This window comes from Pararhizobium sp. LjRoot238 (assembly GCF_964252955.1).
Classification (GTDB): domain Bacteria; phylum Pseudomonadota; class Alphaproteobacteria; order Rhizobiales; family Rhizobiaceae; genus Pararhizobium.
In genome coordinates, this window is record NZ_CAXUPP020000003.1 from 91,002 (window position 1) to 114,865 (window position 23,864).

General features: G+C 60.6%; 19 protein-coding genes and 1 pseudogene. 12 read left to right on the forward strand and 8 right to left on the reverse strand.

Translation table 11 applies throughout. The annotated features are described in order from the left end of the window. Positions 1 to 157 precede the first annotated feature (157 nt). The 12 genes and pseudogenes from ACSQ3F_RS25120 (at position 158) to cysE (ending at position 14,354) form a co-directional block, all read left to right on the forward strand. Positions 158 to 817, forward strand: a complete 660-nt coding sequence (locus ACSQ3F_RS25120) for a GntR family transcriptional regulator (RefSeq protein ID WP_436103119.1) — start codon at positions 158 to 160, stop codon at positions 815 to 817. 193 nt (positions 818 to 1,010) lie between these two features. Then, entirely contained in the window at positions 1,011 to 2,132 is a 1,122-nt protein-coding gene (locus ACSQ3F_RS25125; protein WP_436102929.1) for an ABC transporter permease, read from the forward strand. A 3-nt stretch (positions 2,133 to 2,135) separates the two neighbouring features. Continuing rightward, on the forward strand, positions 2,136 to 3,026 hold the full coding sequence (locus ACSQ3F_RS25130; protein WP_436102930.1) for an ABC transporter permease: 891 nt from the start codon (positions 2,136 to 2,138) through the stop codon (positions 3,024 to 3,026). Positions 3,027 to 3,038: 12 nt separating this feature from the next. Continuing rightward, a complete protein-coding gene (locus ACSQ3F_RS25135) occupies positions 3,039 to 3,878 on the forward strand; it encodes an ABC transporter ATP-binding protein (RefSeq protein WP_436102931.1) in 840 nt (279 codons plus the stop codon). Continuing rightward, positions 3,875 to 4,615 (forward strand): ABC transporter ATP-binding protein, encoded by a 741-nt coding sequence (locus ACSQ3F_RS25140; protein ID WP_436102932.1) that lies wholly within the window; start codon positions 3,875 to 3,877, stop codon positions 4,613 to 4,615. Before ACSQ3F_RS25135 ends, ACSQ3F_RS25140 begins: the two co-directional genes overlap by 4 nt. 340 nt (positions 4,616 to 4,955) lie before the next feature. Next, on the forward strand, positions 4,956 to 8,936 hold the full coding sequence (locus ACSQ3F_RS25145) for an amino acid adenylation domain-containing protein (protein WP_436102933.1): 3,981 nt from the start codon (positions 4,956 to 4,958) through the stop codon (positions 8,934 to 8,936). A gap of 11 nt (positions 8,937 to 8,947) precedes the next feature. After that, entirely contained in the window at positions 8,948 to 9,859 is a 912-nt protein-coding gene (locus tag ACSQ3F_RS25150; RefSeq protein WP_436102934.1) for a DMT family transporter, read from the forward strand. Next, positions 9,859 to 10,908, forward strand: a complete 1,050-nt coding sequence (locus ACSQ3F_RS25155) for a PLP-dependent cysteine synthase family protein (protein ID WP_436102935.1) — start codon at positions 9,859 to 9,861, stop codon at positions 10,906 to 10,908. The genes ACSQ3F_RS25150 and ACSQ3F_RS25155 overlap by 1 nt, the downstream gene beginning before the upstream one ends. A 55-nt stretch (positions 10,909 to 10,963) precedes the next feature. After that, positions 10,964 to 11,455 (forward strand): cupin domain-containing protein, encoded by a 492-nt coding sequence (locus ACSQ3F_RS25160; protein ID WP_436102936.1) that lies wholly within the window; start codon positions 10,964 to 10,966, stop codon positions 11,453 to 11,455. An 81-nt stretch (positions 11,456 to 11,536) separates the two neighbouring features. Continuing rightward, a pseudogene (locus ACSQ3F_RS25165) lies at positions 11,537 to 12,593 on the forward strand (HoxN/HupN/NixA family nickel/cobalt transporter). A gap of 70 nt (positions 12,594 to 12,663) precedes the next feature. Further along, on the forward strand, positions 12,664 to 13,401 hold the full coding sequence (locus ACSQ3F_RS25170; RefSeq protein ID WP_436103120.1) for a 4'-phosphopantetheinyl transferase family protein: 738 nt from the start codon (positions 12,664 to 12,666) through the stop codon (positions 13,399 to 13,401). A 65-nt stretch (positions 13,402 to 13,466) separates the two neighbouring features. Further along, positions 13,467 to 14,354: a serine O-acetyltransferase gene (gene cysE / locus ACSQ3F_RS25175; protein WP_436102937.1), complete on the forward strand. Its 888-nt coding sequence runs from the start codon at positions 13,467 to 13,469 to the stop codon at positions 14,352 to 14,354. 87 nt (positions 14,355 to 14,441) lie between these two features. Here the strand turns inward: cysE and ACSQ3F_RS25180 are convergent, their stop codons facing one another. The 8 genes from ACSQ3F_RS25180 to ACSQ3F_RS25215 form a co-directional block, all read right to left on the reverse strand. Next, positions 14,442 to 15,512, reverse strand: coding sequence for an LLM class flavin-dependent oxidoreductase (locus ACSQ3F_RS25180; protein WP_436102938.1), 1,071 nt, complete (start codon positions 15,510 to 15,512; stop codon positions 14,442 to 14,444). 24 nt (positions 15,513 to 15,536) lie between these two features. Next, entirely contained in the window at positions 15,537 to 16,514 is a 978-nt protein-coding gene (locus tag ACSQ3F_RS25185; RefSeq protein WP_436102939.1) for a ketopantoate reductase family protein, read from the reverse strand. 15 nt (positions 16,515 to 16,529) lie between these two features. Further along, positions 16,530 to 17,708 carry an acyl-CoA dehydrogenase family protein gene (locus ACSQ3F_RS25190; RefSeq protein ID WP_436102940.1) on the reverse strand — a complete coding sequence of 393 codons (1,179 nt, stop codon included), beginning with the start codon at positions 17,706 to 17,708 and terminating at the stop codon, positions 16,530 to 16,532. A 112-nt stretch (positions 17,709 to 17,820) separates the two neighbouring features. Next, positions 17,821 to 18,924, reverse strand: a complete 1,104-nt coding sequence (locus tag ACSQ3F_RS25195; RefSeq protein ID WP_436102941.1) for an LLM class flavin-dependent oxidoreductase — start codon at positions 18,922 to 18,924, stop codon at positions 17,821 to 17,823. Between the two features lie 267 nt (positions 18,925 to 19,191). Further along, positions 19,192 to 20,283 carry an LLM class flavin-dependent oxidoreductase gene (locus ACSQ3F_RS25200; protein ID WP_436102942.1) on the reverse strand — a complete coding sequence of 364 codons (1,092 nt, stop codon included), beginning with the start codon at positions 20,281 to 20,283 and terminating at the stop codon, positions 19,192 to 19,194. Beyond that, the gene (locus tag ACSQ3F_RS25205; RefSeq protein ID WP_436102943.1) at positions 20,280 to 22,010 is read right to left on the reverse strand and encodes a dipeptide ABC transporter ATP-binding protein; all 1,731 of its coding nucleotides are present in this window, start codon (positions 22,008 to 22,010) and stop codon (positions 20,280 to 20,282) included. Before ACSQ3F_RS25205 ends, ACSQ3F_RS25200 begins: the two co-directional genes overlap by 4 nt. Further along, positions 21,989 to 22,837: an ABC transporter permease gene (locus ACSQ3F_RS25210; protein ID WP_436102944.1), complete on the reverse strand. Its 849-nt coding sequence runs from the start codon at positions 22,835 to 22,837 to the stop codon at positions 21,989 to 21,991. The genes ACSQ3F_RS25205 and ACSQ3F_RS25210 overlap by 22 nt, the downstream gene beginning before the upstream one ends. Further along, the gene (locus ACSQ3F_RS25215; RefSeq protein WP_436102945.1) at positions 22,834 to 23,844 is read right to left on the reverse strand and encodes an ABC transporter permease; all 1,011 of its coding nucleotides are present in this window, start codon (positions 23,842 to 23,844) and stop codon (positions 22,834 to 22,836) included. The genes ACSQ3F_RS25210 and ACSQ3F_RS25215 overlap by 4 nt, the downstream gene beginning before the upstream one ends. Between the last annotated feature and the right edge of the window lie 20 nt (positions 23,845 to 23,864).

Consider the following 23,864-nt stretch of genomic DNA (forward strand, 5'->3'; position numbering starts at 1 on the left):
GAGGAGGAGTGTAAAATTTTTCTCTTTGCTAGCGTAATTGCTAACAATATTGTATGCTAAAATCCGTGCTATTGGAGAATGGCAGCGTTTGACGTTTTACACGGCGGGAAGGTGGGTGGGATCCCGCTTGACGATGCATGCGATTGAAATGGAAGAGATGAAAGTGGTCAGGATTTCTAAACGGCACGCCGATCCGGTGGCAAGGTTACGCAAAGCGATTGAGACAGGACATTTTCTGCCGGGCCAACGCCTGCCGGAATTGGAATTGGCGGAGTGGCTGGGTGTCAATCGGGTCAACGTGAAGCTGGCGCTCGGAAAGCTGGACCAGGAAGGGCTTGTCGAGGTCGAGCGCAACAAGGGCGCCCGCGTTCGTATTATCAGCCAGCAGGAGGCAGTCGAAATCCTCCAGACCTTCGCTTCGCTGGAAACGCTGATTGTGCGCAACGCGGCCGCCAAGGCCTCTGCTGCCGACGGCGAACGTCTCAAGGGCATACTGGCGGCAATCCAACAGGCGCAGGCCGAAGAGGCATATGTCGAATATTCGCAGCAGATCAACAAGCTGCACGCAGAGATCCGCCGCATCGCTGCTCATGCGACCGCTACCCGCATCGTCGCGACCTTGAACGCACAAATCGCCCGCTTCCGGCTCCAGACCATCCTGTTTCCCGGCCGCATCAAGCAATCCATCCAGGAACTTAAGGAAATTGTCGATGCCATCTGCGCGGCGGACGGCGTGCGCGCCGGCAAGGCGATGCTCGAGCACCTCAACAATATGGGCAAGGCTTTGGAGCAGAACCTAACCCAGATCGACGCATAGATGTTCGATCCGGGAGGCCGGCAGCTGCAAACGTTTCCGTTCAGGCTATATCGCGGGAAATATATCTCCGAGATCCGCGAATAATGAAATCAATATTGTTAGCAATACAGTTCGCCGCATGAAATGGTTTCCCTTGCGTCGGTGACCTCATGGTTGCCGTCCCGGTCGCTGATGATCGCAGGGGGGCAGCCTAATGACGAGCAAGATCCCGACGGCACCTGATGGGCGCCGTCTTGACGCCGGATTTACGCAGGCCTCGGCCGTGAAATTAAAGGCCCCCGCAGCCCTTGCCTGGAAAGGTGCGTCCTTCTTCCTGCGGCTGGCCTCTGGTTCGATCGTACCCGCCGTCGTGCTGCTGGGGCTCCTTTTTGTGATATTTGCCATAGGGCGTCTCTTGCCGACGGACCCGATCCTCACGGTAATCGGTGATCACGCGCCACAGCAACTCTACGAACGAATGTATCTGGAGATGCATCTGGACAGGCCGATACCGGAACAGTTCGTCTTGTTCGCTATCGATATGGCGCGGGGAAACTTCGGTGTCGCCACGACCACGGGAAACCCTGTCGCGCAGGATATAGGCCGGTTCCTGCCGGCTACGGTCGAGTTGGCGACCGTGGCAATCGTGCTGGGCGTTGGCCTGGGCGTGCCTGCCGGACTGCTGGCGGTTCGGTTTTCCGGCCGCTGGCCCGACAGCCTGGTGCGTGTGGTGGCGATCCTCGGGAACTCGATCCCGATTTTCTGGATGGGGCTGGTGGGGCTGCTGCTGTTCTACGCGCATCTCGGCTGGGTGTCGGGCCCGGGCCGGCTTGATATTGTCTATCAATATACGATACCCGCGGTGACCGGCTTCGTTCTGGTTGACACGGCCCTCAGCGGCAACGCGGCGGCATTCGGCAATGCCATATCCCACATAGCGCTTCCAGCCTCGCTGCTGGGTTTGGTCGCCTTCAGCGACATTGCTCGTACCACCCGTGGTTTCCTGCTGTGGCAGTATCGGCAGGACTACATCAACGTCGCGCGGCTGAAGGGATTGTCGGAAACGCGGGTGCTGTGGCGCCACGCTCTGCCAAATGCGGTCGGACCGCTTCTTGCAGTGATCGCCTGGAACTATGCCTACCTGCTTGAAGGGGCCGTTTTGACAGAGACCGTGTTCGCATGGCCGGGACTTGGTCTTTACATCACCCAGTCCCTCCTGGCTTCCGACATGCGCGCCGTTCTGGCCGGAACGCTCATCATCGGCACCATATTCATGGTGCTTAACAGGGTGGCGGAACTCGCGCAGGTGCGCGTAGATCCGCGGACACGGACCTGACGCATGATCGCGATAAAGGCATGGCTTTTCGACGACAGCCCGGATACCCCGTTGCAGGCGCAACTGGCGCGCGTTGCACGCGATGTCTCGACGCTGCTGCGCGACCCCATAGCCGCTACAGGCCTGTTCATCGTTTTGCTGATGGTGGGTATCGTCGCGCTCGCAGCGGTGTTGCCGGTTCAAGATCCCAGCTTCCAGGCTCTGGGCGATCGATTGCAGCCGCCGTCCACCAGTCACTGGTTTGGAACCGATATGCTGGGCCGGGACATTTTTTCGCGCGTGCTATCGGGCGCACGGCCGACACTCGCCATCGTCGCAAGCGTTCTCGCAATCGTAGTGCCCGTCGGCGTGCTGGTCGGCATCGCCGCAGGATTTTTCCCGCGGTTGGACACACCCATCATGCGTCTGTGTGACGTCTTCATGGCGTTTCCTCGCCTCATCCTGGCGATTGCCGTCGCAGTGACGCTCGGCCCCGGTATCTCGACGGCGATCGTCGCGATCGCGTTGACGGGCTGGCCGACCTATGCGCGCATTGCACGCGCCGAGGCGGTGGCGCTTCGTGGCGCGGAGTTCGTGCAGGCCGCACACGTCATCGGCGCCTCCCGCATACGCATCATGGTTACGCACATTCTGCCGCTCTGCCTGCCGTCGGCCATAGTGCGTGCCACGCTAGATGCATCCAGCATCATCCTCATCACATCAGGCCTGGGTTTCCTGGGCGCAAGCGTGCCGCCGCCGCAAGCCGAATGGGGAGCGATGGTTGCCGAGGGGAGAGACGTCATATTCGAGGCGTGGTGGGTTTCGACGATGCCTGGTATAGCGATCCTGTTCTTCGCTCTCGGTTTCAATCTGCTGGGCGATGCTTTGCGCAACCTCGTCGACCCGCGATCCTGAGAGGAAATCCCGTTGCTGGCTCCACTTCTCGATATCCGTGATCTCAAGGTCAGCTTCCGCACGCCCGGTGGCTATGTAGAGGCTGTGAAGGGCGTCAGCTTCACACTCGGCCGCGAGCGTCTCGCAATCGTTGGGGAATCGGGGTCGGGGAAATCGATGACGGTTCGCGCTTTGCTTGGCCTTGCCGGGCACAATGCCATTGTCACGGCCGGGCAGGCGCGTTTTGGCGAGATGGATCTGTTGTCACTGTCGGACCGGCAACTCACCGCAGTGCGCGGCCATCGCATCGCAATGGTGGTTCAGGACCCAAGGCAAGGCCTCAATCCTGTGCAAACGGCCGGCCGGCAGGTCTCAGAGATGCTTCGCCTGCATCGACGGACCGGGCGGCGGGACATGCGCAAGGTGGTGGAAACGCTTCTCGACGAGGTTCACATCCGCGATCCGCGCCGCGTGTTCGATCTTTATCCCCACGAACTGTCCGGCGGAATGGCGCAGCGGGTGATGATCGCCATGATGCTTGCCGGCGGGCCGGATATTCTGATTGCAGACGAGGCGACATCCGCTCTCGATGCCGTTGTCCAGAGACGTATTCTCGAGCTGATCGACGAGCAGGTGCGGTTGCGTGGCATGGGACTCATCCTCATCAGTCACGATCTGGAGCTGGTGTCCGACTTCGCGGACCGGGTTTTGGTGATGTATGCGGGCCGCGCCGTCGAAACACTCGCCAGCTGGCAGGGCTATAAGACCGCGCAGCATGCCTATACGCGCGGGCTGGTGGCCTGCGTGCCGTCTTTGGACGACCCCGGTCGTCGTCTGCCGGTCCTCACGCGAGACCCGGAATGGTCCAGATGATGACGCCCCATGCCCTTTCCGTCGACGGGCTGTCCATCCGGCTTGGCACGTCGCTCGTCGTGAATGACGTCTCGCTAACGCTCGGCCATGGCGAGAGCCTTGGAATCGTCGGCGAATCCGGTTGCGGCAAGAGTACATTGCTGAAATGCATCGCGGGCATCCACGACACCTGGTCCGGCACCATCGAAGCCTTCGGTCGCAGACTTGTTGCCCGGCGAACCTTTGCTGATCGTCGAATGTTGCAGATCGTCTTCCAGGATCCAGCGGCTGCACTTAACCCGGCGCATACCGTGGACAGGATCCTGCGCGAACCTCTGATCATTCATCGCGTCGATCGTCAGGACAAACGCATTGCCGACGTGCTGGACGCCGTCGGACTGCCACGTTCCATCCGCTTCCGTTTTCCGGGCCAGATTTCAGGTGGGCAGCGACAGCGTCTTTGCATTGCACGCGCGCTGCTCGTCGGGCCGCAGGTTCTTCTCCTCGACGAGCCGACGTCATCGCTCGACGTGTCCATTCAAGCCGAACTCCTCAACTTGCTAGCGGATCTGCGCGTCGATCGGCAGATTTCCTACCTTCTTATCAGTCATGATCTCGCTGTCGTCGCGCAGTTGTGCGAGCGTATCGCGGTCATGGCCTCCGGAAAGATCGTTGGGTGCACCACGCGCGAAGAATTGCGGGGCGGAGCAAAAGAGGAAAGCTATCGCAGGCTTTTGCTACCCTTTTCGCGAGACTAGGTTCTCGCGGCGCGGCCAGGAGGTCACGTTAGCTCAGGCGTCTAAGTGCTGCTTCAGGTGCTGGATATATTGCCAACCTCGGCTTCCGTCCTTGGGTGCGTCTACAACCGAAATCCTGCTGATCGACCTTTGAGCAGAATGCCTCAATCTTGTGCGTTCACCAGCACAATTTGAGTAATTTTTTCCCACCTCATCTTCTGATTGAGAACATGATTGTTATCACAATTGATATCAATCTGATTGGATACGGTCATTCGAAACGGGCGGTATCGAGATGACATCTTCAACACTCATACAGCAATTGAGAACGCAGGTTCTGCGACATCCGGATCGCGTTGCCGTGTCGTCTGATTCCGGTTCGTTGACTTTTTCCGAACTCTGGCGCCGCAGCGGACAGGTCGCGGCTCACCTGCGCAATCGTGGTGTCAGCGCCGATGCAGTTGTCGGCGTCTTCATCGAATCCTCGCTGGAGCTCGAAGTAGCGATCTGGGCGGTTCTGCGCTCCGGGGGGGCGTATCTGCCGCTATCCCCGGAATATCCGGGCGGTCGGTTGCGGTATGCTCTTGATGACTCCTGCGCCAGGATTATCCTGACAACCGCGTCCTTGGAGAGCGACGCGCGTGCGATCAAGCCTGTCGAGGACGCCATCATCCGTCTGGAAGATTGTTTAGAAGGCGGAGATCTTGTCGAGCACGACGACAATGTCCGCTCGAGCGATCTCGCCTACGTCATCTACACCTCGGGAAGCACCGGCAAGCCAAAGGGCGTGGCGATCGAACATGCGAGCATTGCCCATCAGCTCGATTGGCTGCGTGATGCCATGGGCATTGATGAAACTGTGCGCGTTCTGCAAAAGACGCCTTTCAGCTTCGACGCGGCGCAATGGGAAATACTTGCGGTAGCGCAGGGCGCGACGGTCGTCATGGTCGGTATCGGTGCGTATCGCGATCCGGCGCGGTTGATCGACGCTGCGGCGCGTCATGATGTCACCACGCTGCAATGCGTCCCCACGCTTTGGTCGGCTCTGCTGGAAGCGGAAGGGTTTCGCGATCTGAACCTTACCCAGATCTTCAGCGGGGGGGAGGCGTTGACGTCTCGTCTTGCGCGAAATCTTCAGATCGCTCATCCCACCGCGAGCGTCGTCAATCTCTACGGCCCGACTGAAACCACCATCAACGTTTCCGCCTACACCGTTAAGGCCGATGCGCTGGACGATACAGATCGCGTCTTGCCGATCGGATATCCGGTCTACGACACGGAGCTGATTGTGAGCGATGGCGTGACGGAGATTGCGGATGGCGAGGTCGGCGAGCTCTACATCGCCGGGCCCCAGTTGGCGCGTGGATACATCGGCAACGCCGATTTGACGGCAGCGAGATTCACGACGCTTATCGATGTGGGAGGTCGCGAGCGCCGGGTGTACCGAACTGGCGACCTTGCCATCAAGGCGGCCGATGGTGGTGTCAGCTTTGGCGGCCGCGTCGACAATCAGGTCAAAATCAACGGCCATCGCATCGAACTGGACGAGATTCGGCTGGCGATCGAGAACCATCGCTGGATCAAGAGTGCGACGGTCGTGCCGTGGCAATCACGCCTCGGCACGACACAATTGGCCGCCTTCGTCGAACTTGACGATACGGAAGCCGCGCTGATGGACCAAAACGTGGCTGGCAGCCATCACAAATCCAAGTCCAGTCGTCGGCAGGTGAACGCTCAACTGTCGAACGGTAGTTTCCGCGCACCGGATGATCTCGACGGAAACATCATCAGCCTGCCGTTCCGCGAAGCGCCGGAAGAGGTTGCGGCACAGGTATTCGCGCGCAAGACCTACCGCAATTTCAGGACGCGGATCGGCGGCGACCAGATCGTGCGCGCGATACAACAGGCACAGCAGCATTCTGCTGCCGATGGCCATGCCCCACCCAGGTTGAACAAGGCGTTGATCGGAAAGATCCTTCGATGGTTTGGCCCGTTCACCAGCGAGACACGGCTCTTGCCCAAATATGCGTACGCCTCACCGGGAGCGTTGAATGCGTCGCAAATCTTCGTAGAAGTCAACGGTGTGGAGGGTCTCTGGCCAGGCCTGTACTACTTTCACCCGGCCAATCACACATTGGCGCTCGTATCGCTGGGCACGCCTTCGCAAGAGGGCATCCGACTTCACATTTACGGCAAGCGCAGCCGCATTCAGGAAGTTTATTCGACAAATATCGACGAGGTCCTTCACCTCGAAGCGGGGCATATTCTGGGTCTTCTCGAGGAAGTCGCAGCCGGGCATGGATTGTTTCCCGCTAGGGCCACGCCGCCATACATTGTTCCTGCCGAGTTGTTCAGTGCCGAAGACTATGTCCGCACGCTCAGCGTTGAGCTCTCGGGCAAGGCGCAGACGCACTCGGCCATTCAATCCCTCGTCCTCATCCAGATCCATGAAGAAACGCCGGATGGTGTGAGCCCGGGAACGTACCGTTTGGATTCTGGAAGGCTAGTGCGAATAGGCGACCTTGTTATCCGTCGCAAAGATGTCATCGCGATTAACCAGGCTGTCTACGATCGGTCGACGTTCGGCATCGCCCTGATCGTCTCGAAGCAATTGGGCTGGGAGGGTTTTGTCGAACTTGGCCGCCTTCTCCATCGCCTGCAGACAAGCGATCCCGAGATCGGACTGATGTCGTCGGGCTATAGCTCGCTCTCGGGCTACGAGATGGCGACGTCTAGCCGGCTGGATGCTCTTGTTGGAAAGGATGTTTCTCTGGCTGCCGGGGCCCTTTCCTATTTTGCGCTCGCAGGTGGGATATCGCCTGCACAACGATCAAGCCGCGGCATGGACGAGGATTTGGTGCACATGCGCGGCCCAACGGAAATCCTCAAGGACGACCTGCGCGAGCTGCTGCCGGAATACATGGTGCCGGGCCGCGTAAAAGTGATCGATAAGACACCAACGACCCCAAGCGGCAAGATCGATTTGCAGTCCCTGCGCAGTCTGGTCGAAGCGGAAGAAAGTGAGCGTCTAATCGTCCATCCTGCGACGAGAATTGAAATCGAGGTCGCCGGTATATGGAGAGACATTCTGCGTCTCGGCGATGAGGAGCTGTCGATCCGGGATTCGTTTTTCGACGTTGGCGGCAACTCACTCTCCGCAATGGCGCTCATCAATCGGCTCAATGCCAGGTTCGGCACGCGATTGCCGATACAGGCGCTGTTCGCTGCTCCGACGGTAGAGGCCTTGGCAAGCGAAATCGGTTCCGGCGCGATCACGCTCGCGAGCCGTCTCGTCATTCTAAACGAGGCAATCGACGCAAGCCCGGTTTATTGCTGGCCAGGGTTGGGAGGCTATCCCATGAGCCTTCGTTCTCTCGCGAAGACCGGTGGCAACGCCTATCGTTTCCTGGGTGTTCAAGCCCACGGTATCAATCCGGATGAAATCCCGTTCCCGACAATCCAGGAAATGGCGGCAGCAGATCTGGAACTCATTCAGCGCGATCACCCCGTCGGTCCCATAACCTGCATCGGTTACTCGTTCGGTGCCCGCGTGGCTTTCGAAACAGCCTATCAGCTGGAACAACAGGGCCGAACGGTGGAGCGGGTCGTCCTGATCGCTCCCGGATCTCCCTTGCAGCGAACGGCGGCGGCGCCGACACAGGCCGATCGCTTCGAGGACGAACGGTTCCTGCGCATTCTGCTATCGGTGTTTGCCGGAGCGTTGAACTCGCCCTTGGAAGAGGAGCTGCTTGCCAGCGTACGGGAAGAACGCGCCTTCATCGCCTTCGTTGCGGAGCGATTTGAAGACCTTCCGACCGATCTGGTCTCCAGGATCGTCGGCGTCGTCAAGGCCACGTTTTCCTTCGAGTACACATTCGCCGAGCTCGACCAGCGCACCGTTGCAGCGCCACTCACGCTGATCAAGGCGAAGGGAGACGATTATTCGTTCCTCGAAACAATGGGCCGCCGTGTCCGGCAGGGGTTCAGCGACGTCATCGAGCTTCCCCATGACCATTACTCGATCCTTCGTGGCGACGGCCAGACGGCGCTCGCCCAGGCTCTCAGTGACGTCCTTTCATCCGAGCGGGAGATTTCCATGCCTCATATCAGCGTCAAGCATTTCCCAGCCAACATCGACGAAAGCCGCCGGCAGGTTCTGGCGGACGAGCTCGCATCGGCGGTCATCAAGGCCTTCGGCTGCGCGCCAAACGTCGTCTCGGTGGCGCTTGAACCGGTGGAGGCGGCGCACTGGGACGCACTCGTCTACCAACCCGAGATTATCGGGCGCCAGAAGTTCCTGGTTAGAGAGCCGAACTACGGCGTGCAACAGGCCGCAAAATAGGGAGAGTAAAGATGGAAAAGGCAACGGCGGCCCGTTTTTTCGGGCAGGCAGCGATATGGGGTGCGAGTTTCACCTTCATCAAGTTGGCTCTGGAGGATTTCAGTCCCAACCAACTTGTTCTGTTCAGACTGATCCTCGGCGCGGCGACGCTCGCTGCAATTATCATCTTCACGGGAAGGTCTTTCAGACTGACCGGCCGGGCATGGTTCCATGTCGCGGTGTCGTCGATCTTCGCAAACGTCATTCCGTATCTACTGCTCAGCTACGGTGAACTCCACACCAGCGCCGGGTTGGCGGGTGTGCTTATCGGCGGCACGCCGCTGGTGACGCTGTTCATCTCGACGGTCGCTCTGCGAAATGAACCGGCAACCTCGCGCAAGGTGTCTGGATTTTTCCTGGGCTTCGTAGGCGTGGCGCTCGTCGTCAGTCCCTGGAAGGCCGAGGGCAGTTCGCTGCTCGGCGCGCTGGCATGCTTCGGTGCAGCCGCCAGCTATGCTCTTGGATACGCCTATGTCAGCCGCTACTTGTCGCCTTTGAAGGTCGATCCGATCACGCTGGGTGCCAACCAGTTGATTGCGGCAGCCATCCTTCTCGGCCTTGCCCTGCCGTTCTTTACCTGGCCTGCAATCGAAGCGGTCTCCGTGGTCCCGTTGCTGTCGCTGCTTTACCTTGGCGTTCTCGCCAGCGGAATTGCCAATATCCTCTACTTCCGGCTGATCCAGGATGTCGGCGCCTCAACAGCGTCCGCGGTTGACTATGTTGTGCCCGTCTTCGCCGTTCTGTTCGGTGCGGTTCTGCTGCTCGAACCCTTGTCGTGGAACATCATCGTGGGCGGTGCAGTCATCCTGGTCGGAATGGCGCTTGCCGAGGGTCGTATTTCTCCCTCCGCCCTACCTGAGGCCTCTGGAAAGGTGAACAACTAATGAGCGCCATAGACCCTTTGTCCTCGAGCACCACCGCGCCGCACGCAGCAAACTTTCGGCCGGTTGCCGGAACGCACTCGGCGCCAGCATCTAGCGACGGCAGTAGTTGGGGCGAGGGTGCGGCCTCCAAGACGGCCCAGGACGCGCTGTACTTCGGCTCAGGTGTCGGAGCGACGCCCGTCCTGGAACTGCCGGCGGAGCTTGTCGGCGGGGGAGACGTCTTCGCCAAGCTCGAGAAGTACAACCCCTATTCCAGCATCAAGGATCGCATCGCCTGGTACATGCTTGCAGGGGCCGAGGCGCGGGGGCAGTTGATCCCAGGTCAGGGAACGGTGATCGAAGCAACGTCCGGGAATACCGGTATCGCGCTTGCGGGTTTTGCCCAGGCGCGGGGCTATCGCTGCATCATCGTTTTGCCCGACAGCGCGTCGAAGGAACGCATAGAGCTGCTCAAGTTTTTTGGCGCAGAGCTGGAACTGACGCCGAGCCAGGAGGGGTACACCGCCGCAATCGAGAAAGCCGAACAGCTGCGCGATGCAACGCCGGGGGCCTGGTTTGCCTGCCAGCACGAGAACAGAGACAATGTTCTCGCCCATTACGAGACGACCGGTCCGGAACTCTGGCGCGATCTTGGCGGGCGCATCGATGTCCTCGTTTGCGGTGTGGGAACCGGCGGGACGATCAGCGGTACAGGGAAATACCTCAAGGAACAGAACCCGGATATCAAGATCGTTGCCGTCGAACCCGTGCGCTCGGCCGTCCTTAGCGGCAACCCCGGTGGAATTCATCGTATTCCCGGACTGAATGGTGGCTTTGTCGCGGCGACCACCGATCGCACCCTGCTCGATGAGGTTGTGACGGTGGAAGATGAAGATGCCTGGGCCATGGCACGCAAGCTTGCCGCTGCCGGGATCGTTGCAGGAATTTCATCCGGCGCCGTCGCCCATGTCTGCCGCCAGCTGCGACACAGGCCGGCCTTAGCCGGGACCCGCATCGCGACGATATTTCCAGACTCTGGCGAGCGATACGTGTCGCTCCTCAGTTCATAGCCGACCGATCAAGCCGGCACTTAAATCCATCAATACCAAAAGGAAGGAAGAGTTCATGACGCAATTTTCCAAGACCCTGTTTCCCGGTGAAGGCGAATCCGTCCAGATCGGCACCACGACGCACACGACGTTCAAGGCAGTCGGCAAGGAGACGGACGATCGTATCGGTCTGTTCGAACACCGCATGAAACCCGGCGCGCCTGGCGCGTCGCCGCATATTCACCGCCACCAGCTCGAGGCGTTCTATGTTCTTGAGGGAACGGTAGAAATCTACATCGACGGTGAGCATGTCGCCGCCCCTGCGGGCACCTACATTCAGGTCCCTGAGGATGTTCCTCACGGTTTCCACAATCCCTTCGACGAGGAAGCGGTCATGCTGATCTTTTTCAGCCCGGGAAAGAACCGCGAGGAATACTTCCGCAGGTTGGGTGCGCTTTATGCCGATGGCCGCCGGGCATCCGAGCAGGAGCTTATCGATCTCATGGCCGATTTCGACCAGTTCGAGGTCGAGTACACCGGTGATGTCCCGGGCTGGGGCCGGCACTAACACCGCCCAAGTACCTATCATTAGATGGCGGTCGGCAGGTCACTGCCGAACCGCCTCTCCGTGACTTGCAAAGGGCAGCCAATGTTTCCAAATCCGTTTGACGACAAGCCATTCCAAATCAGGACAAAAGCGGCGATCACCTTTGTCTTCCTGATCTCTGCGAACATCGCCGCATGGCTCTGGGCCTGGGTGGCCTTTGCAGATCGGCCATGCCCTCATGGGCACTGCGTTCCTCGCCTACATGCTAGGACTGCGTCACGCCTTCGACCCGGACCATATAGCTGCGATCGACAATGTGGTGAGAAAGCTGATGCAAGAGGGCAAAGCCCCTTATTCCGTCGGCTTTTTCTTCTCGCTGGGCCATTCGAGCATCGTGGTTCTGGCATCCATCGTCATCGCGGCAACGGCTGCCGCCATGCAACTCGACGAGGTGGCCGACATCGGAGGCATTATCGGGACAACCGTGTCGGCGGTATTTCTGCTGATCATTGGCATTGCCAACCTTCTTGTGCTCAAGGGTATATGGTCCGCGTTCAAGCGTGTTAGAAGGGGAGAAAAGATCGTGGACGAAGATCTCGACGCCCTTCTCGCCGGCCGCCGATTGATCGCACGGATCTTCCGGCCGGTCTTTCGCGTGGTTTCCCGGTCATGGCATATGTATCCGATCGGTTTTCTGTTCGGGCTTGGCTTCGACACGGCCACGGAAATCGGTCTGTTGGGCATCTCCGCGATGCAGGCCGCGCAGGGCATGTCCTTCTGGACGATCCTACTCTTTCCCGCGCTGTTCACCGCGGGAATGTCCTTGATGGACACCACCGACAGCGTCCTGATGACGGGAGCGTATGGCTGGGCCTACGTCAATCCGGCCCGCAAGCTTTGGTACAATCTAACCGTTACCGCCGCTTCCGTGGTCGTGGCCGTATTTATCGGTGGTCTTACAGCCGCGAGCCTTATTGTCGACAAGCTCGGATTCGAGGGGGATTTCTGGAGTTTCCTAGGAGAATTCAACGACAACCTTTCGAACGTGGGCTACGCCGTCGTCGGCATTTTCCTCGTGAGCTGGATCATTTCCACCATCGTCTATCGGAAAAAGGGCTACGACAAACCTTCAGTGCAAGAATCCTATGCCGCCAGCTGACATGCGAAGAATCAAATAGTGGCACTCGGGCCCGTGTCTCAGATATGAGCGCTGACAGGAGTAGGTCGTGATGGTCGCATACGAAGCGGCACGCCGCATGGAAGACTTCGCGGCTATCGGTTCTGAGTTGAGACGAAAGTGGTTGCAGGGCGACTTTCACGCTGCAATCTCGATAAGTGTTCCACACCAACAGTTTGAACTATGGGACCTTCCTCTTTCGACCGAGGAATCGAGCCGTGCAGATCGCTTCACGCAAGTGATGGATCGTAATCGTTCGGTAACGGGTTGGATCGCCTTGCGGGGTGTCGTTGGTGCAATGCTCGAGTGCCGGCCTGACAAAGTCGAGGTCATTCGGGCACCCTATGGAAAACCAGTTATTCTTTCAGGACCCGGAGTCAGCATCGCACACGTTGGCGATCTCGCACTTGTAGGCCTTTCAAGCGCGATGGCAATCGGGGTGGATGTCGAGAGCATTGAAGATAGCGCTTCATTCTTACCGACTATCATGGGTACTCTGGGGCAAGTCGAGCTTGATTATCTTTACGCTCAGAAGGTTGAACGAGCAGAATTTCTTCTTCGCGCATGGACGCGGAAGGAGGCCACGGCGAAGGTTTTTGGCTCAGGTCTTTTCGTCGATTTTCAACGACTGGCCGTGGCAGATCAGGAGGCCTGCGGATTTCGGTGCTGTTTTCCGGGAACCAATATCGTTGTTAAGGGGACCGACCTCAAGATGAGCCCTGGTTATATCGCAGCACTTGCCTCAACCGCGAACATCAGCGACGTTGCCGAGTATCATGTCGGAGACTAGGAATGCCCGTCATAGAGTCCTCATAACCGAAAAAATGGGTCAAATCGGGTAAGATAAGAGCAAACATGACGAACCAAATGGGACTGGCTAATCGTTTCGACCAAAGTTGGGCCGCCGCTGAGACAACTCTTGGCGGAACCGCCGCACCAGTCACCGTTTCCCCCTGCGGCGCCGTTTGGGCCACACTCTCCGCGGAGGCCCGAGTGGTGGTGGACAACGATCCACGGCTTGCCCAGGCAATGCAACTTAATATACTGGCTCATCCAACCTTCGCCTGTGGTTTGGCTTATCGTTTTTCAGAAATACTCGCGAATAGGGATGTTGGTGCCGACGTGCTGACGTCGTTGTCGCTTGAGGTTTTTCACGCCTCTCCCGATATCATAACGTCTGCTGTTTCGGACCTGCAAGCAGTGTATGATCGAGACCCGAGTACGTCCGAGCTACTGATCCCTTTCCTCTACTTTAAGGGTTTTCTTGCTTTGCAGGGTCACCGCATAGCACATTGGCTTTGGCGGAACGATAAGAAGCACATGGCGCGCCACGTCCAAAGTCGCATCTGCGAGGTGCTGTCGATTGATATTCACCCGGCTGCCCGGATGGGCACCGGGATCATGCTTGACCATGGAAACGGGCTCGTCATAGGCGAAACTGCCGTCGTTGATGACGACGTTTCCATACTTCAGGATGTTACTTTAGGCGGAACGGGCAATGATTCCGGAGACCGCCACCCGAAGGTTCGCCGGGGCGCCCTCATAGGCGCCGGCGCAAAAATACTCGGCAATATCGAGATTGGTGTGGGTGCCAGGGTGGGGGCTGGCAGCGTCGTCGTGTCGGCCGTCGCGGCCCATACCTCGGTAGCTGGCGTGCCGGCGCGGGTGGTCGGAAGGCCGAAGTCCGATTTGCCTAGTGTAACCATGGAGCAACCAACTGCAAATCCCGATTACGCAATCTAACGGCCCTATCTGCGGTTCAATCCCATTCAGGCGGCAGGTGCTTATTCTGGACCCGTCAGGACTTTATGCCACGTCATTGCGATACACCTATGTACGGAGAAGAGGAAGCAATCGGTCGCCCTGACGCTGGATTTCCGCAAGATAAGGCGTATCGGACAGCACGAAATGGGTGATTCCGACTTCCTCGTACTTGCGCAGCGAGCGGGCTACTTCCTCGGCAGAGCCAACCAGCCACGTCGTGCTCGCTCCGCCGCCACCGAACTTACCTGGCGCGGTATAGAGATTGTCGTCCAGCACGTCGCCGCGCGCGGCAAGATCCAGAAGGCGTTGCTGGCCCACTGCCACCGTGTGACGATGGTCCTGCCAGCTGCCGGCCTTGCCTTCGGCCATCTTGGCGACTTTCGCTTCCGCATCGGCCCAGGCCTGTTGCGTCGTGTCTCTCACCAGGGTCGTGATCCTGAGGCCGAATTCCAGCGGAGCGATATCGCGATCGAGCGCCTTGCTAAGCGTCTTCAGCCGCTCGATCCGGTCCCGCACTCCGTCGAGAGGTTCGCCCCAGAAAAGCTGAACGTCGGCCTCCGTGGCTGCCACCCGCTCGGCCGCTTCCGAAGCACCCCCGAAATAGAGTTTCGGATGAAGGCGGTTGCCTCGGGCTTCAAGCGTCGGCACCACCGTGGACGCAGTTACCTGAAAGTGGTCGCCGGTGAAGGTGACGTTCTCTTCGGTCCAGAGACGGCGAATCAGCCGCATGAACTCCTTCGTGCGGGCGTAGCGTTGTGCCTGGTCACCCTCGCTGTCTCCATAGGCCGCGAGTTCGTCCTGGCCGGACACCACGTTGACCCGCACGCGTCCGCCGCTCAACTGATCGAGCGTCGCCGCTGAGGAGGCGAAATTCGCAGGTTTCCAGTAGCCGGGGCGTACGGCGATCAACGGCTCGAACGTCGTCGTTTGCGCAGCAAGCGCTGTCGCGATCGTGAATGTGTCGGGACGTCCCCAACCGGTGCCGATCAAAGCGCCCTTCCATCCGTGTTTTTCAATGGCTCTTGCCTGGGTCGTCAGTGTGTCGAGGCTGTTATGGCCTTCGGCCGCGACATCTCCGCGATGACCGGCCTTCACGTCGTTGGGAATGTACCAGTGGAATTCGGACGGATCGCACATGTTCGAAGTTATTTTTCCCTCTGGTCAGGCCGACCATTCGATCTCCGCGATGTCCAGCGAACCCGGCTTGCCGCCGTCGCGTGCAAGCTTCGCCGCCGCCCGCTGAAAGGCCGCATTGAGGGGTACGGGTACGCCGTGAAGACGCCCGAGCCGCACGATCTCGCCGTTCAGGTAGTCAACCTCGCTCGACGTGCCGCGCGCAAAGCTCTGCCAAGTCGATTGCTGGCCATGTTCGATGCCGCTGTCTTCCGCGACGTGCCAGCCGGAAATGTCAATGGTTCGCTCCGAAGGCTCTGCCGGGTCGTATCCCGCTGCTTTCAGGACGGTCCGGGCTTCGTCGGCCAGTTCGGTGGCGGCCTTAGCGAGGGCCTCCGCTGTGCCGGCGAAAAGCTCGGTCGCGTTCGTCACGTTGTGTACCAGCTTCGCGGCCTTCCAGCGGCGAATGTCCGCGCGGGCCTCCGCCAGATATCCGGCCTTCGTCAGATCGGAGACGATTGCCGATGCGGTCTCGTCCAGTCCGTGCGGATAGCGCCCGAGCGTCACCACGCCGAGGTTCGGCTCGCTGCCGACGACGACTTCGCCCGTCACGGTATAGCGCGCGGGGATCTTGACGCTTGCCGCATAGACACGATCGAAGCGTCGAAGCGCGATATCCTCGGCCGCCAGACCGTTTTGCAGCGTCACCAGCGGCAGTTCGGATGCAAGGCCCCCACCATCCACATCGCGCCAGGCCCAGAAATCGGTTGCTGCCTCGACGTCCTGCGCCTTGACCGTGAGGATGAGGATATCGCCCCTTTTCAAGGCCGGCGGCGTCGCGGTGTCGACCGCGTTCAGTCGCACCACGCGTGTTTCTCTGGGACGGCGATAGGAAAGGCCGTGGCGGATGATATGAGCGATCTGCGCGCCACGTCCCACCAGAACGTAGGGAATGTCGTGCGTCTCGAACTCTGCGGCAAGGCTCGCGCCCACTGCGCCGGCGCCGATGATAATGTAGCGTGTCATGTCCGTCCGATCGCGTCAGGCTGTCTTGAGGATAGGAAGGTCCGTCACGGAGTGCGAGGCGGCCTGATCCCGGTTCCATCTGTCGAAGGCGGCGCGGCCCAGAATGGAAATGGATGTGTCTTCCTGCGGAGCATGGACGAGCACGGCCTGGATGTCGCGGAAATGTCGTTCAAGGCCCAGATCTGCGCCCAGGCCTGGATTGCCGATACTGCGCACCGCGATCTGCACGGCGTCGCGGAGTTGCCGGCCGGCGATGAGCCGGGCCCGAATGTGCCTTTCCGCATCGCCCTGGCCAGCCCCGAGCGCGTCGAAAATGATCTGTCGGGCACCTGAGACGAGCAGGTCGATTTCACCCGAAAGCGCCACAAACCGCTCCGTGCGGGCGATGGGATAGCCAAGATTGGCCGGTACCCGCTCATGCGCGAAGCGGGTGAAGGCTTCTTGCGCAGCTTCCGCCACGCCGAGATAGATCGCGGTCAGCGCCAGCGTGATCGCCGCATGGGCGCGATTGTCCTGCTGAGCCACAGAGGGATCCACGAGTTCCAGGACGTTTTCTGCCGGAATTTCGACGTCAGTGTAGTCGACGTCATGCGAACCTGTGGCGCGCATGCCGAGGCTGTTCCAGTTTTCGATCACGGAAATGCCGGGCAGCCCGTTCGGCACGACGAAGGTTCCGACCCGGGACGGCGTTTCGTCGGTATGAGCCCAAACGAGAAAATGGGTCAGACCGTGCGCACCGGTCACGAAGCGCTTGCGGCCCGTGATCGACCAGCCGTTTGCTGTGCGCCGGGCAAGCGTTGCCGGCAGGCCACCGCGCGCTGGCGACCCCAGTTCCGGCTCGACGCGAGCGGCGTTGAGCAGGAGCGGGCGCTGCTTTCCCTCTGCCAGAAGCCGCTTGTAGAGATCTTCCGGCCAATGGTTCTTTCCTGCCTGGCCGAGATGGGTGAAGATCGTCATGGCGCTGATCAGCGCGACCGACGGATCGCCCCGGCCCAGCGCCGCCAGAATGGTGGCGGCATCGTAAAGCGTGGCACCGTCGCCGCCATGGCGGGTAGCAACCGTGCTTTCGAGAAGGCCGCTCTCATGAACGGCACGAATACCGACCCAGGGAAACTGACCGGTACGATCCGCGTCCGGCGCCGCATCCGCAAGAACCCGCGCGGTCGCGTCGAGTACGCTTCTGTCATAGGGCATGTCATTCAAGCTTTCTGATGGAGCCAGCAATATCCCTCGACGCGATGAACGCCGCCTCACCTGGTGATTGTGGGATTGAATGTAGTGTGAAACCCGGGCCGGACCGCGATCATCACGCGGCCGCTTTCTTCCTGGCCTCTTCCCGCTCGCGGAGGCCTTCACGCACCAGCGGCAGGATGTAGCGGCCATAATCGACGGCATCGTTGTAATTGTCGTAGCCGCGGATGGAGATCAGGTCGGCACCAAGATCGATGTAATCGAGAATGGAATCGGCGATGGTTCGCGGCGATCCCACCAGCGCGGTGGTGGCGCCACCTGCGTTGGTCGCAGTGACTGTTGGATACCATAAGGCACGGTCATGCACGTCGCCGCGGGCAGCAATGTCCAGGAGTCGCTGCGAGCCGACATTGGCAGGGCGCGGAGCGGAAAGCGGCGACCGTCCGAGACCTTTCTGACGGTTGTCGTTCAGTTGGTCCAGAATCTGATGCGCCTTCACCCAGGCCAGCTCGTCGGTTTCAGCCACGATCGGGCGGAATGTGACCCAGATGCGGGGACGATCCGTCCGGCCGGCCTTGGCGGCTTCGGCATAGACCCGGTCGATCTGCTGTTTTGTCTCTGCGAGCGGCTCGCCCCAGAGGCCGAAAATGTCGGCGAGCGAACCACCGATCCGGTAAGCGGCGTCCGACGATCCGCCCAGCGAGATGGGAATAAGGCCATTCGTGGGGCGCACGGCACTGCGGAACTGCTTGAACTGATAATATTTCCCATCGAAATCGAAGGGCTCTGTCGACGTCCAGACTAGGCGCAGGATGCGAATATATTCCTCCTGCCGCTCGTAACGCTCTTCCTTGTTGAGGAAGTCGCCTTCACGCGCCTGCTCTTCGTCGCTGCCGCCGGCAATGAAGTGGACAACGACGCGCCCGCCGCTCAACTGATCAAGCGTCGCCAGTGATTTCGCTGCGACGGTTGGATAGACGGTGTTCGGACGCAGAGCGACGATGATCTTGATGTTCTTCGTATGTGCGAGAATCGTGGCGCCAAGAGTGAAAGGATCGAAGGAGGATGAGGAATAGGGGATCAGCGTATAGTTGAAACCGTAGTCGTCAAGCGCGCGCGCGTACCGCTCAAGAAACTGCGGATCCACCGGCGCGTCGGGAAGGGGGTTGAGGTCATTCGATTCATTCGCAAAGGTTACGCTGATGAATTCTGCGGCCATGTGGGCGTGTCTCCCTAAGGTTGTATAATCATGCAGTCAAGTTAGAGCGTTGAAAAACGGAGAGGAAGACAGGTCATTCTTTTTCTATAGAATACGTAGAAAATATTCGCGCGATGAAGACTGTCTATGGAGCGCTGATCGCCGTTTGTGGCTTGGAGCAGGATCACCGGGTTGTCATCGCAATGAAGTGGCCGAGCTACGTTGTTCAGCAATCCACATGCAGGCGAGACAACGATGCTACCCCATCGATGGCCCGCTTGCGTCTATTCAAAAGCCAGGCGACCAGCCAAGGTTCGAGGCCACCGTCTCCGTCAGATCGGACAGCAGCCGCACATTCTCGGCGAGACCGAAGCCTGGCGGCAGGAAGAGCACAATCTCGTCCGCGGCGGCGAGGCCCGGGTCGTTGAGGACGGCCTCGATCACCTGCTCGGGAGTGCCATGGAAGACCGGGGAGATCTGGGTCCCGGGCGGCTGGTTGGTCCGCACGGTTGGTTCAAGGGCACCCTTTGGGCGAGACGCGGCAATACCAAGGGTGCGGCGCTCGAGGTCGTAGTTGGCGTATTTCTCCCTGAGTTCGGCGGTGGTGCCAACCAGGATCGAGGCAGCGACGGCGACCGAAGGCGGCTCGTTGCCCCACGTCTTACGCCAGGTGCTGCGGTAGGCCTCGATGATGCGCGCCTGGTATTCACCGAAACTCTCACCTTCGGCGTAGTCGTGCTGGACGGTCCCGGAGATGAGCCCGATGCCGAGTTCGGCCGCCTGCACGGCGGAGTCAAGGCTGGCCGAGCCCTGCCGGATACGGGAGCGCAGGGTCGGACTGTGAGGCGTCGCGCGCAGCTCGGCGCCTTCCGGGGCGCCCTGTCCGGGTCCGGCGACGGTGTGGAGAACCTCGCCTGCAATTGCGGCAAGGAAGCGCGCCTGGCGGCGCTTGGCCTCCGTCCGGGCATCGGTATCGACCGCGCCGAACACTGCGTCGAACGCCGCGTTGGTACCGGTCGAGATGGCAAGCTCCAGCCGGCCACCGATCAACAGATCTGTCGTGCCGGCCGCCTCGGCGAGCAGGATCGGATCTTGATAGCGCATCGGGATGACCGCGGAGCCCAGCGTGATATGCTGCGTATGCTGGCCGGCAGCGGCAAAGAACGGAAGCGGTGAAGACAGGTAGTTGTCGAAGTGCCGTTGGTAGGCCCAGCCCGACTGGTAACCCAGCCGTTCGGCGGCCTTGAACAGCTCGATCCCGTCGCGCAGCCCCTGCGCCGGGCCAGCCTCATCGTTGAACGATACCCGCGTATTGAAGCCGAGCCGCTGCTTCGGACGGAACTGTGCGGGTAGCGTGCTGGCGGGCGCGGTGACGTTCATGCGATCATTTCCTCGTTGAATATCCGCCGGGGTTGCGGGTGTGGCGCGCGGGCAATATCGGCTGCGCCGGACGGGATCGACGCCAGCAAAGACCGAGTATAGGGCTGCTGGGGGTTGTCGAAGATGTCGGCGACGGTCCCATGTTCGACAATGCGGCCGCGCTGCATCACCGAGACAGTGTGGGCGAGTTGACGCACCAGGGCCAGATCGTGGGAGACGAACACATAGGTCAGGCCGAGCTTGGCCTGCAGCGAGAGCAGCACCTCGACGATGTCGGCCTGGACACTGACGTCGAGCGCGGAGGTGGGCTCATCGAGCACGATCACGTCCGGCTTGAGGACCAGCGACCGGGCGATGGCCACGCGCTGGCGCTGGCCGCCTGACAGGGCTTCCGGCTTGCGTGAGAGCAGGTGTTCGCCGAGCCCGACATTGGCCAGCGCTTCCCGGACCCGCTCAGCCCGTTCCTCACGCGTCCCGATCTTGAACCGGTCGAGCGGCTCGCGCACCAGCTGCTCGACCTTCCAGGTCGGGTCGAGCGAGGTGAACGGGTTTTGATAAACGAACTGAAGATGCCGCCACACCGCGCGCAGAGACCCGTTCGAGCGACCGGCGAGCCGCTCGCCGGCAACCGTGATGTTCCCGGCGTCGGGTTCATCGAGCCCCAGCAGCAGCCGGATCGTCGTTGTCTTGCCTGAGCCCGACTCGCCGACCAGCGCATGCGTGGTACCGGCCGGGACGGTGAACGACACATCGTTGACAGCCGTCAGTATCTTGCCGTCGACCGTGAAGGTCTTGGTGACGCCACCGACCTCGATCTTCGGTGCCTTGCCGGCATCGGTTTTGAGCCGACGGAAGCCGGGATCGCGCAGCCTGGCATAGCGGTTGGGGTTGAGGGCCGGGACGTCGGCATGCAGCTTTTTCGCGTATGCCGACGCCGGCGACGAGAAGACAGCTGCGGTCCTGCCTGCTTCCTGGACGAGGCCGTCCTTCAGCACCACCAGCGAGTCCGCCCGTTCGGCGGCGATCGCAAGATCGTGGGTGATCAAAAGCAGGCTGATATCGAGTTCCTGCTGTAGCCGGGAGAGCAGGTCGAGGATCCGCTTCTGGATCGTGACGTCCAGCGCGGAGGTCGGCTCGTCCGCGACCAGGAGCAAGGGCCGTGGGAGGACCGCAAGGCCGATCAGCACGCGCTGCAGCATGCCGCCCGACAGCTCATGCGGGTACGAGTCGTAGACACGCTGGGGGTTGTCGAGCCCGACCTGGGCGAACATATCAAGGATAAGCGCCTTTTGGATTGCCTTGTTGGGCTCGTCGAGGAGAGCTGCCGCCTCCATCGCCTGGGCGCCAATCGTCCGTACCGGGTTGAGCGAGTTGCCGGGATCCTGCGGGACAAAGCCGATGGCCCGTCCCCGCAAAGGCCGGAAACGACGCTCCGAGAGGCCGAGAACTTCCTGGCCGTCGAACTCGACGCGGCCGGTAGCGTGCCCTCTGCCAGGAAGCAGTCGCAGCACCGCGCGGGCGATGGTCGACTTGCCCGAGCCTGACTCCCCGATGAGGGCGAGGCTCTTGCCGCGGCCCAGTTCGAAGCCAACGTCGGTAACGACCTCCTGCGGCCCGTAAGAGACGGACATGCCCTTGACGAGGAGCAGGGGGGCAGATCGCTGTAGATTTAGCGTCGTGATCTCACCATGGGCGAGAGTGAAGTTCAGTCTGTCTTGCGGAGCCATCGGCTGATCCTGTTCACAGAGAGGACGGTCGCGATTGTGACGAAGGCGGGTGCGTATACCAGCCATGGCCATTTGAGGTAGTCCTTGCCGATCGAGATCAGCAGGCCCCAGTCGGAGGCCGGTGGCGGGTCGCCATACCCGAGGAAAGCAAGGCTTGCGATCACCAGGATCGAGTCGCCGAACTGCAGCACCGCGAGCGGGAGCACCGAGCGTGACGCGTTCGGCAGCACATGCCGCCACAAGATGTGCCAGCGCGAGCCGCCCGAGAGGAACGACGCTTCAACGAATGTCGCCCGCCGGGTCTTGATGACTTCGGAGCGCATGACCCGGGCAAAGACGGCTACCGCAGAGACGCCGGTGGCGATGGCGGCGTTCGTGGTGTCGAAGCCGATCGCGGTGACGACGATGACGGCCAGCAGGAATTTTGGGATCGCCAGCAGCACGTCGACCAAGCGGGCGAGCACAGTGTCCACCCAGCCGCCAAGGAAGCCGGCCAGAAGGCCGATGATGCCGCCGGCGACGACACCTATGACCACGGCAATGAGTGCGCTGGATACCGAGGAAACCGTGCCATAAACGACGCGGCTATAGAGGTCGCGACCCAGGTGGTCGGTGCCGAACCAGTTCTCGGCACTGGGGCCGAGCAGCTTGTGAGCGGGAACGCCGTTGACCGGGTCATGGCTCGTGAACAGGCCGGGGGCGAGCGACCAGCCGATCGCGAGCGCGATGATCGCGAACGAAAGCGCGACGGTCGGCGGTATCCGGAGGGCTGTCAGCCGGCTGTCCAGGGTCACGCGCGAGATGGAGTAGGCGGAGAGGAGGGTCATGATGTCACCGCCTTTGAAATGCCGGCGGAGCCTTCGTCAGCTGTGGCTGGACGACGTTCGGGAGCGCCGAGGAGCTTTACGCGCGGGTCGAGCAGCGGGTAGGCAAGGTCGGCGATCAGGTTGACGAGTACGAAGACCACGGCTGCCAGCGAGACCACCGCCTGCAGGACAGGGAGATCCTGGGTGCTCACCGAACGCTGCACAAGGCTGCCGATACCGGTGCGTCCGAACACCGTCTCGGTTATCAGCGAGCCGCCGAGCAGTTCGCCGATCGTCAGCGCGATGACGGTAATGACCGGCAAGGATGACGGCTTCAGCAGGTGTTTGGTGAAGAGGCGCATCTGCCCGAGCCCTCGGCCGCGCGCGACGGCGGCGTATTCCTGCTCGGACTCGTGGTCGAGGTTGGCGATGAGCACTTCGGCGATTTGTGCGGATATGGGGATGCCGAGCGCGATTGCTGCGAAAAGGGTCGCCCAGAAGCTGTCGGGCTCAATGACCCGGAAAAGACCGATCTGGAAGCCGAAGATGTGGATCAATACGAGGCCGATCACGAAATTGGGCACCGACAGGAACAAGGACGGAAAGCCCCGCAGCAAGCCCTGGCCATACCGTTTCGGAAGAAACTGGGTGCCATAGGCGATCACGACCGCCAGCAGCAACGCGACGACAAGACCCGTGGTTGCGAGGATCAGCGTCGATGGCAGCACCTCGGCGATCAGGGTCGTGACGGGCCGGTTGGATCGCATCGAAAGGCCGAGGTCACCGGTGACGAAGCCGGAAAAGGATGCCCACAGCTGAACCAGGACCGGCCTGTCCAGGCCCTGGGCGGCGACAATCTCCTTGATCTCCTGCTCGGTAAATCCGTTCTGAGGATTGTTCAGGACATTGGTGATCGGGTCGCCCGGCAGAATGCTGACGACGACGAACGTGAAGATGTAAGTCAGCACGATGACGACGACGGCCTGAGCGAGACGCTTCATGGCATAGGTCAGGTAGGCGTTGTTCATGCCTGTCGCCTCACATTCAT

Excerpts from the sequence above, each read along its gene's own strand:
- ACSQ3F_RS25125 (WP_436102929.1), top strand. The coding sequence starts at position 1,011 with ATGACGAGCAAGATCCCGACGGCACCTGATGGGCGCCGTCTTGACGCC.
- ACSQ3F_RS25155 (WP_436102935.1), top strand. The coding sequence starts at position 9,859 with ATGAGCGCCATAGACCCTTTGTCCTCGAGCACCACCGCGCCGCACGCA.
- ACSQ3F_RS25200 (WP_436102942.1), bottom strand. The coding sequence starts at position 20,283 with ATGAACGTCACCGCGCCCGCCAGCACGCTACCCGCACAGTTCCGTCCG.
- ACSQ3F_RS25160 (WP_436102936.1), top strand. The coding sequence starts at position 10,964 with ATGACGCAATTTTCCAAGACCCTGTTTCCCGGTGAAGGCGAATCCGTC.
- ACSQ3F_RS25130 (WP_436102930.1), top strand. The coding sequence starts at position 2,136 with ATGATCGCGATAAAGGCATGGCTTTTCGACGACAGCCCGGATACCCCG.
- ACSQ3F_RS25120 (WP_436103119.1), top strand. The coding sequence starts at position 158 with ATGAAAGTGGTCAGGATTTCTAAACGGCACGCCGATCCGGTGGCAAGG.
- ACSQ3F_RS25205 (WP_436102943.1), bottom strand. The coding sequence starts at position 22,010 with ATGGCTCCGCAAGACAGACTGAACTTCACTCTCGCCCATGGTGAGATC.
- ACSQ3F_RS25185 (WP_436102939.1), bottom strand. The coding sequence starts at position 16,514 with ATGACACGCTACATTATCATCGGCGCCGGCGCAGTGGGCGCGAGCCTT.
- ACSQ3F_RS25170 (WP_436103120.1), top strand. The coding sequence starts at position 12,664 with ATGGTCGCATACGAAGCGGCACGCCGCATGGAAGACTTCGCGGCTATC.
- ACSQ3F_RS25210 (WP_436102944.1), bottom strand. The coding sequence starts at position 22,837 with ATGACCCTCCTCTCCGCCTACTCCATCTCGCGCGTGACCCTGGACAGC.
- cysE (WP_436102937.1), top strand. The coding sequence starts at position 13,467 with ATGACGAACCAAATGGGACTGGCTAATCGTTTCGACCAAAGTTGGGCC.
- ACSQ3F_RS25190 (WP_436102940.1), bottom strand. The coding sequence starts at position 17,708 with ATGCCCTATGACAGAAGCGTACTCGACGCGACCGCGCGGGTTCTTGCG.
- ACSQ3F_RS25195 (WP_436102941.1), bottom strand. The coding sequence starts at position 18,924 with ATGGCCGCAGAATTCATCAGCGTAACCTTTGCGAATGAATCGAATGAC.
- ACSQ3F_RS25215 (WP_436102945.1), bottom strand. The coding sequence starts at position 23,844 with ATGAACAACGCCTACCTGACCTATGCCATGAAGCGTCTCGCTCAGGCC.
- ACSQ3F_RS25150 (WP_436102934.1), top strand. The coding sequence starts at position 8,948 with ATGGAAAAGGCAACGGCGGCCCGTTTTTTCGGGCAGGCAGCGATATGG.
- ACSQ3F_RS25180 (WP_436102938.1), bottom strand. The coding sequence starts at position 15,512 with ATGTGCGATCCGTCCGAATTCCACTGGTACATTCCCAACGACGTGAAG.
- ACSQ3F_RS25140 (WP_436102932.1), top strand. The coding sequence starts at position 3,875 with ATGATGACGCCCCATGCCCTTTCCGTCGACGGGCTGTCCATCCGGCTT.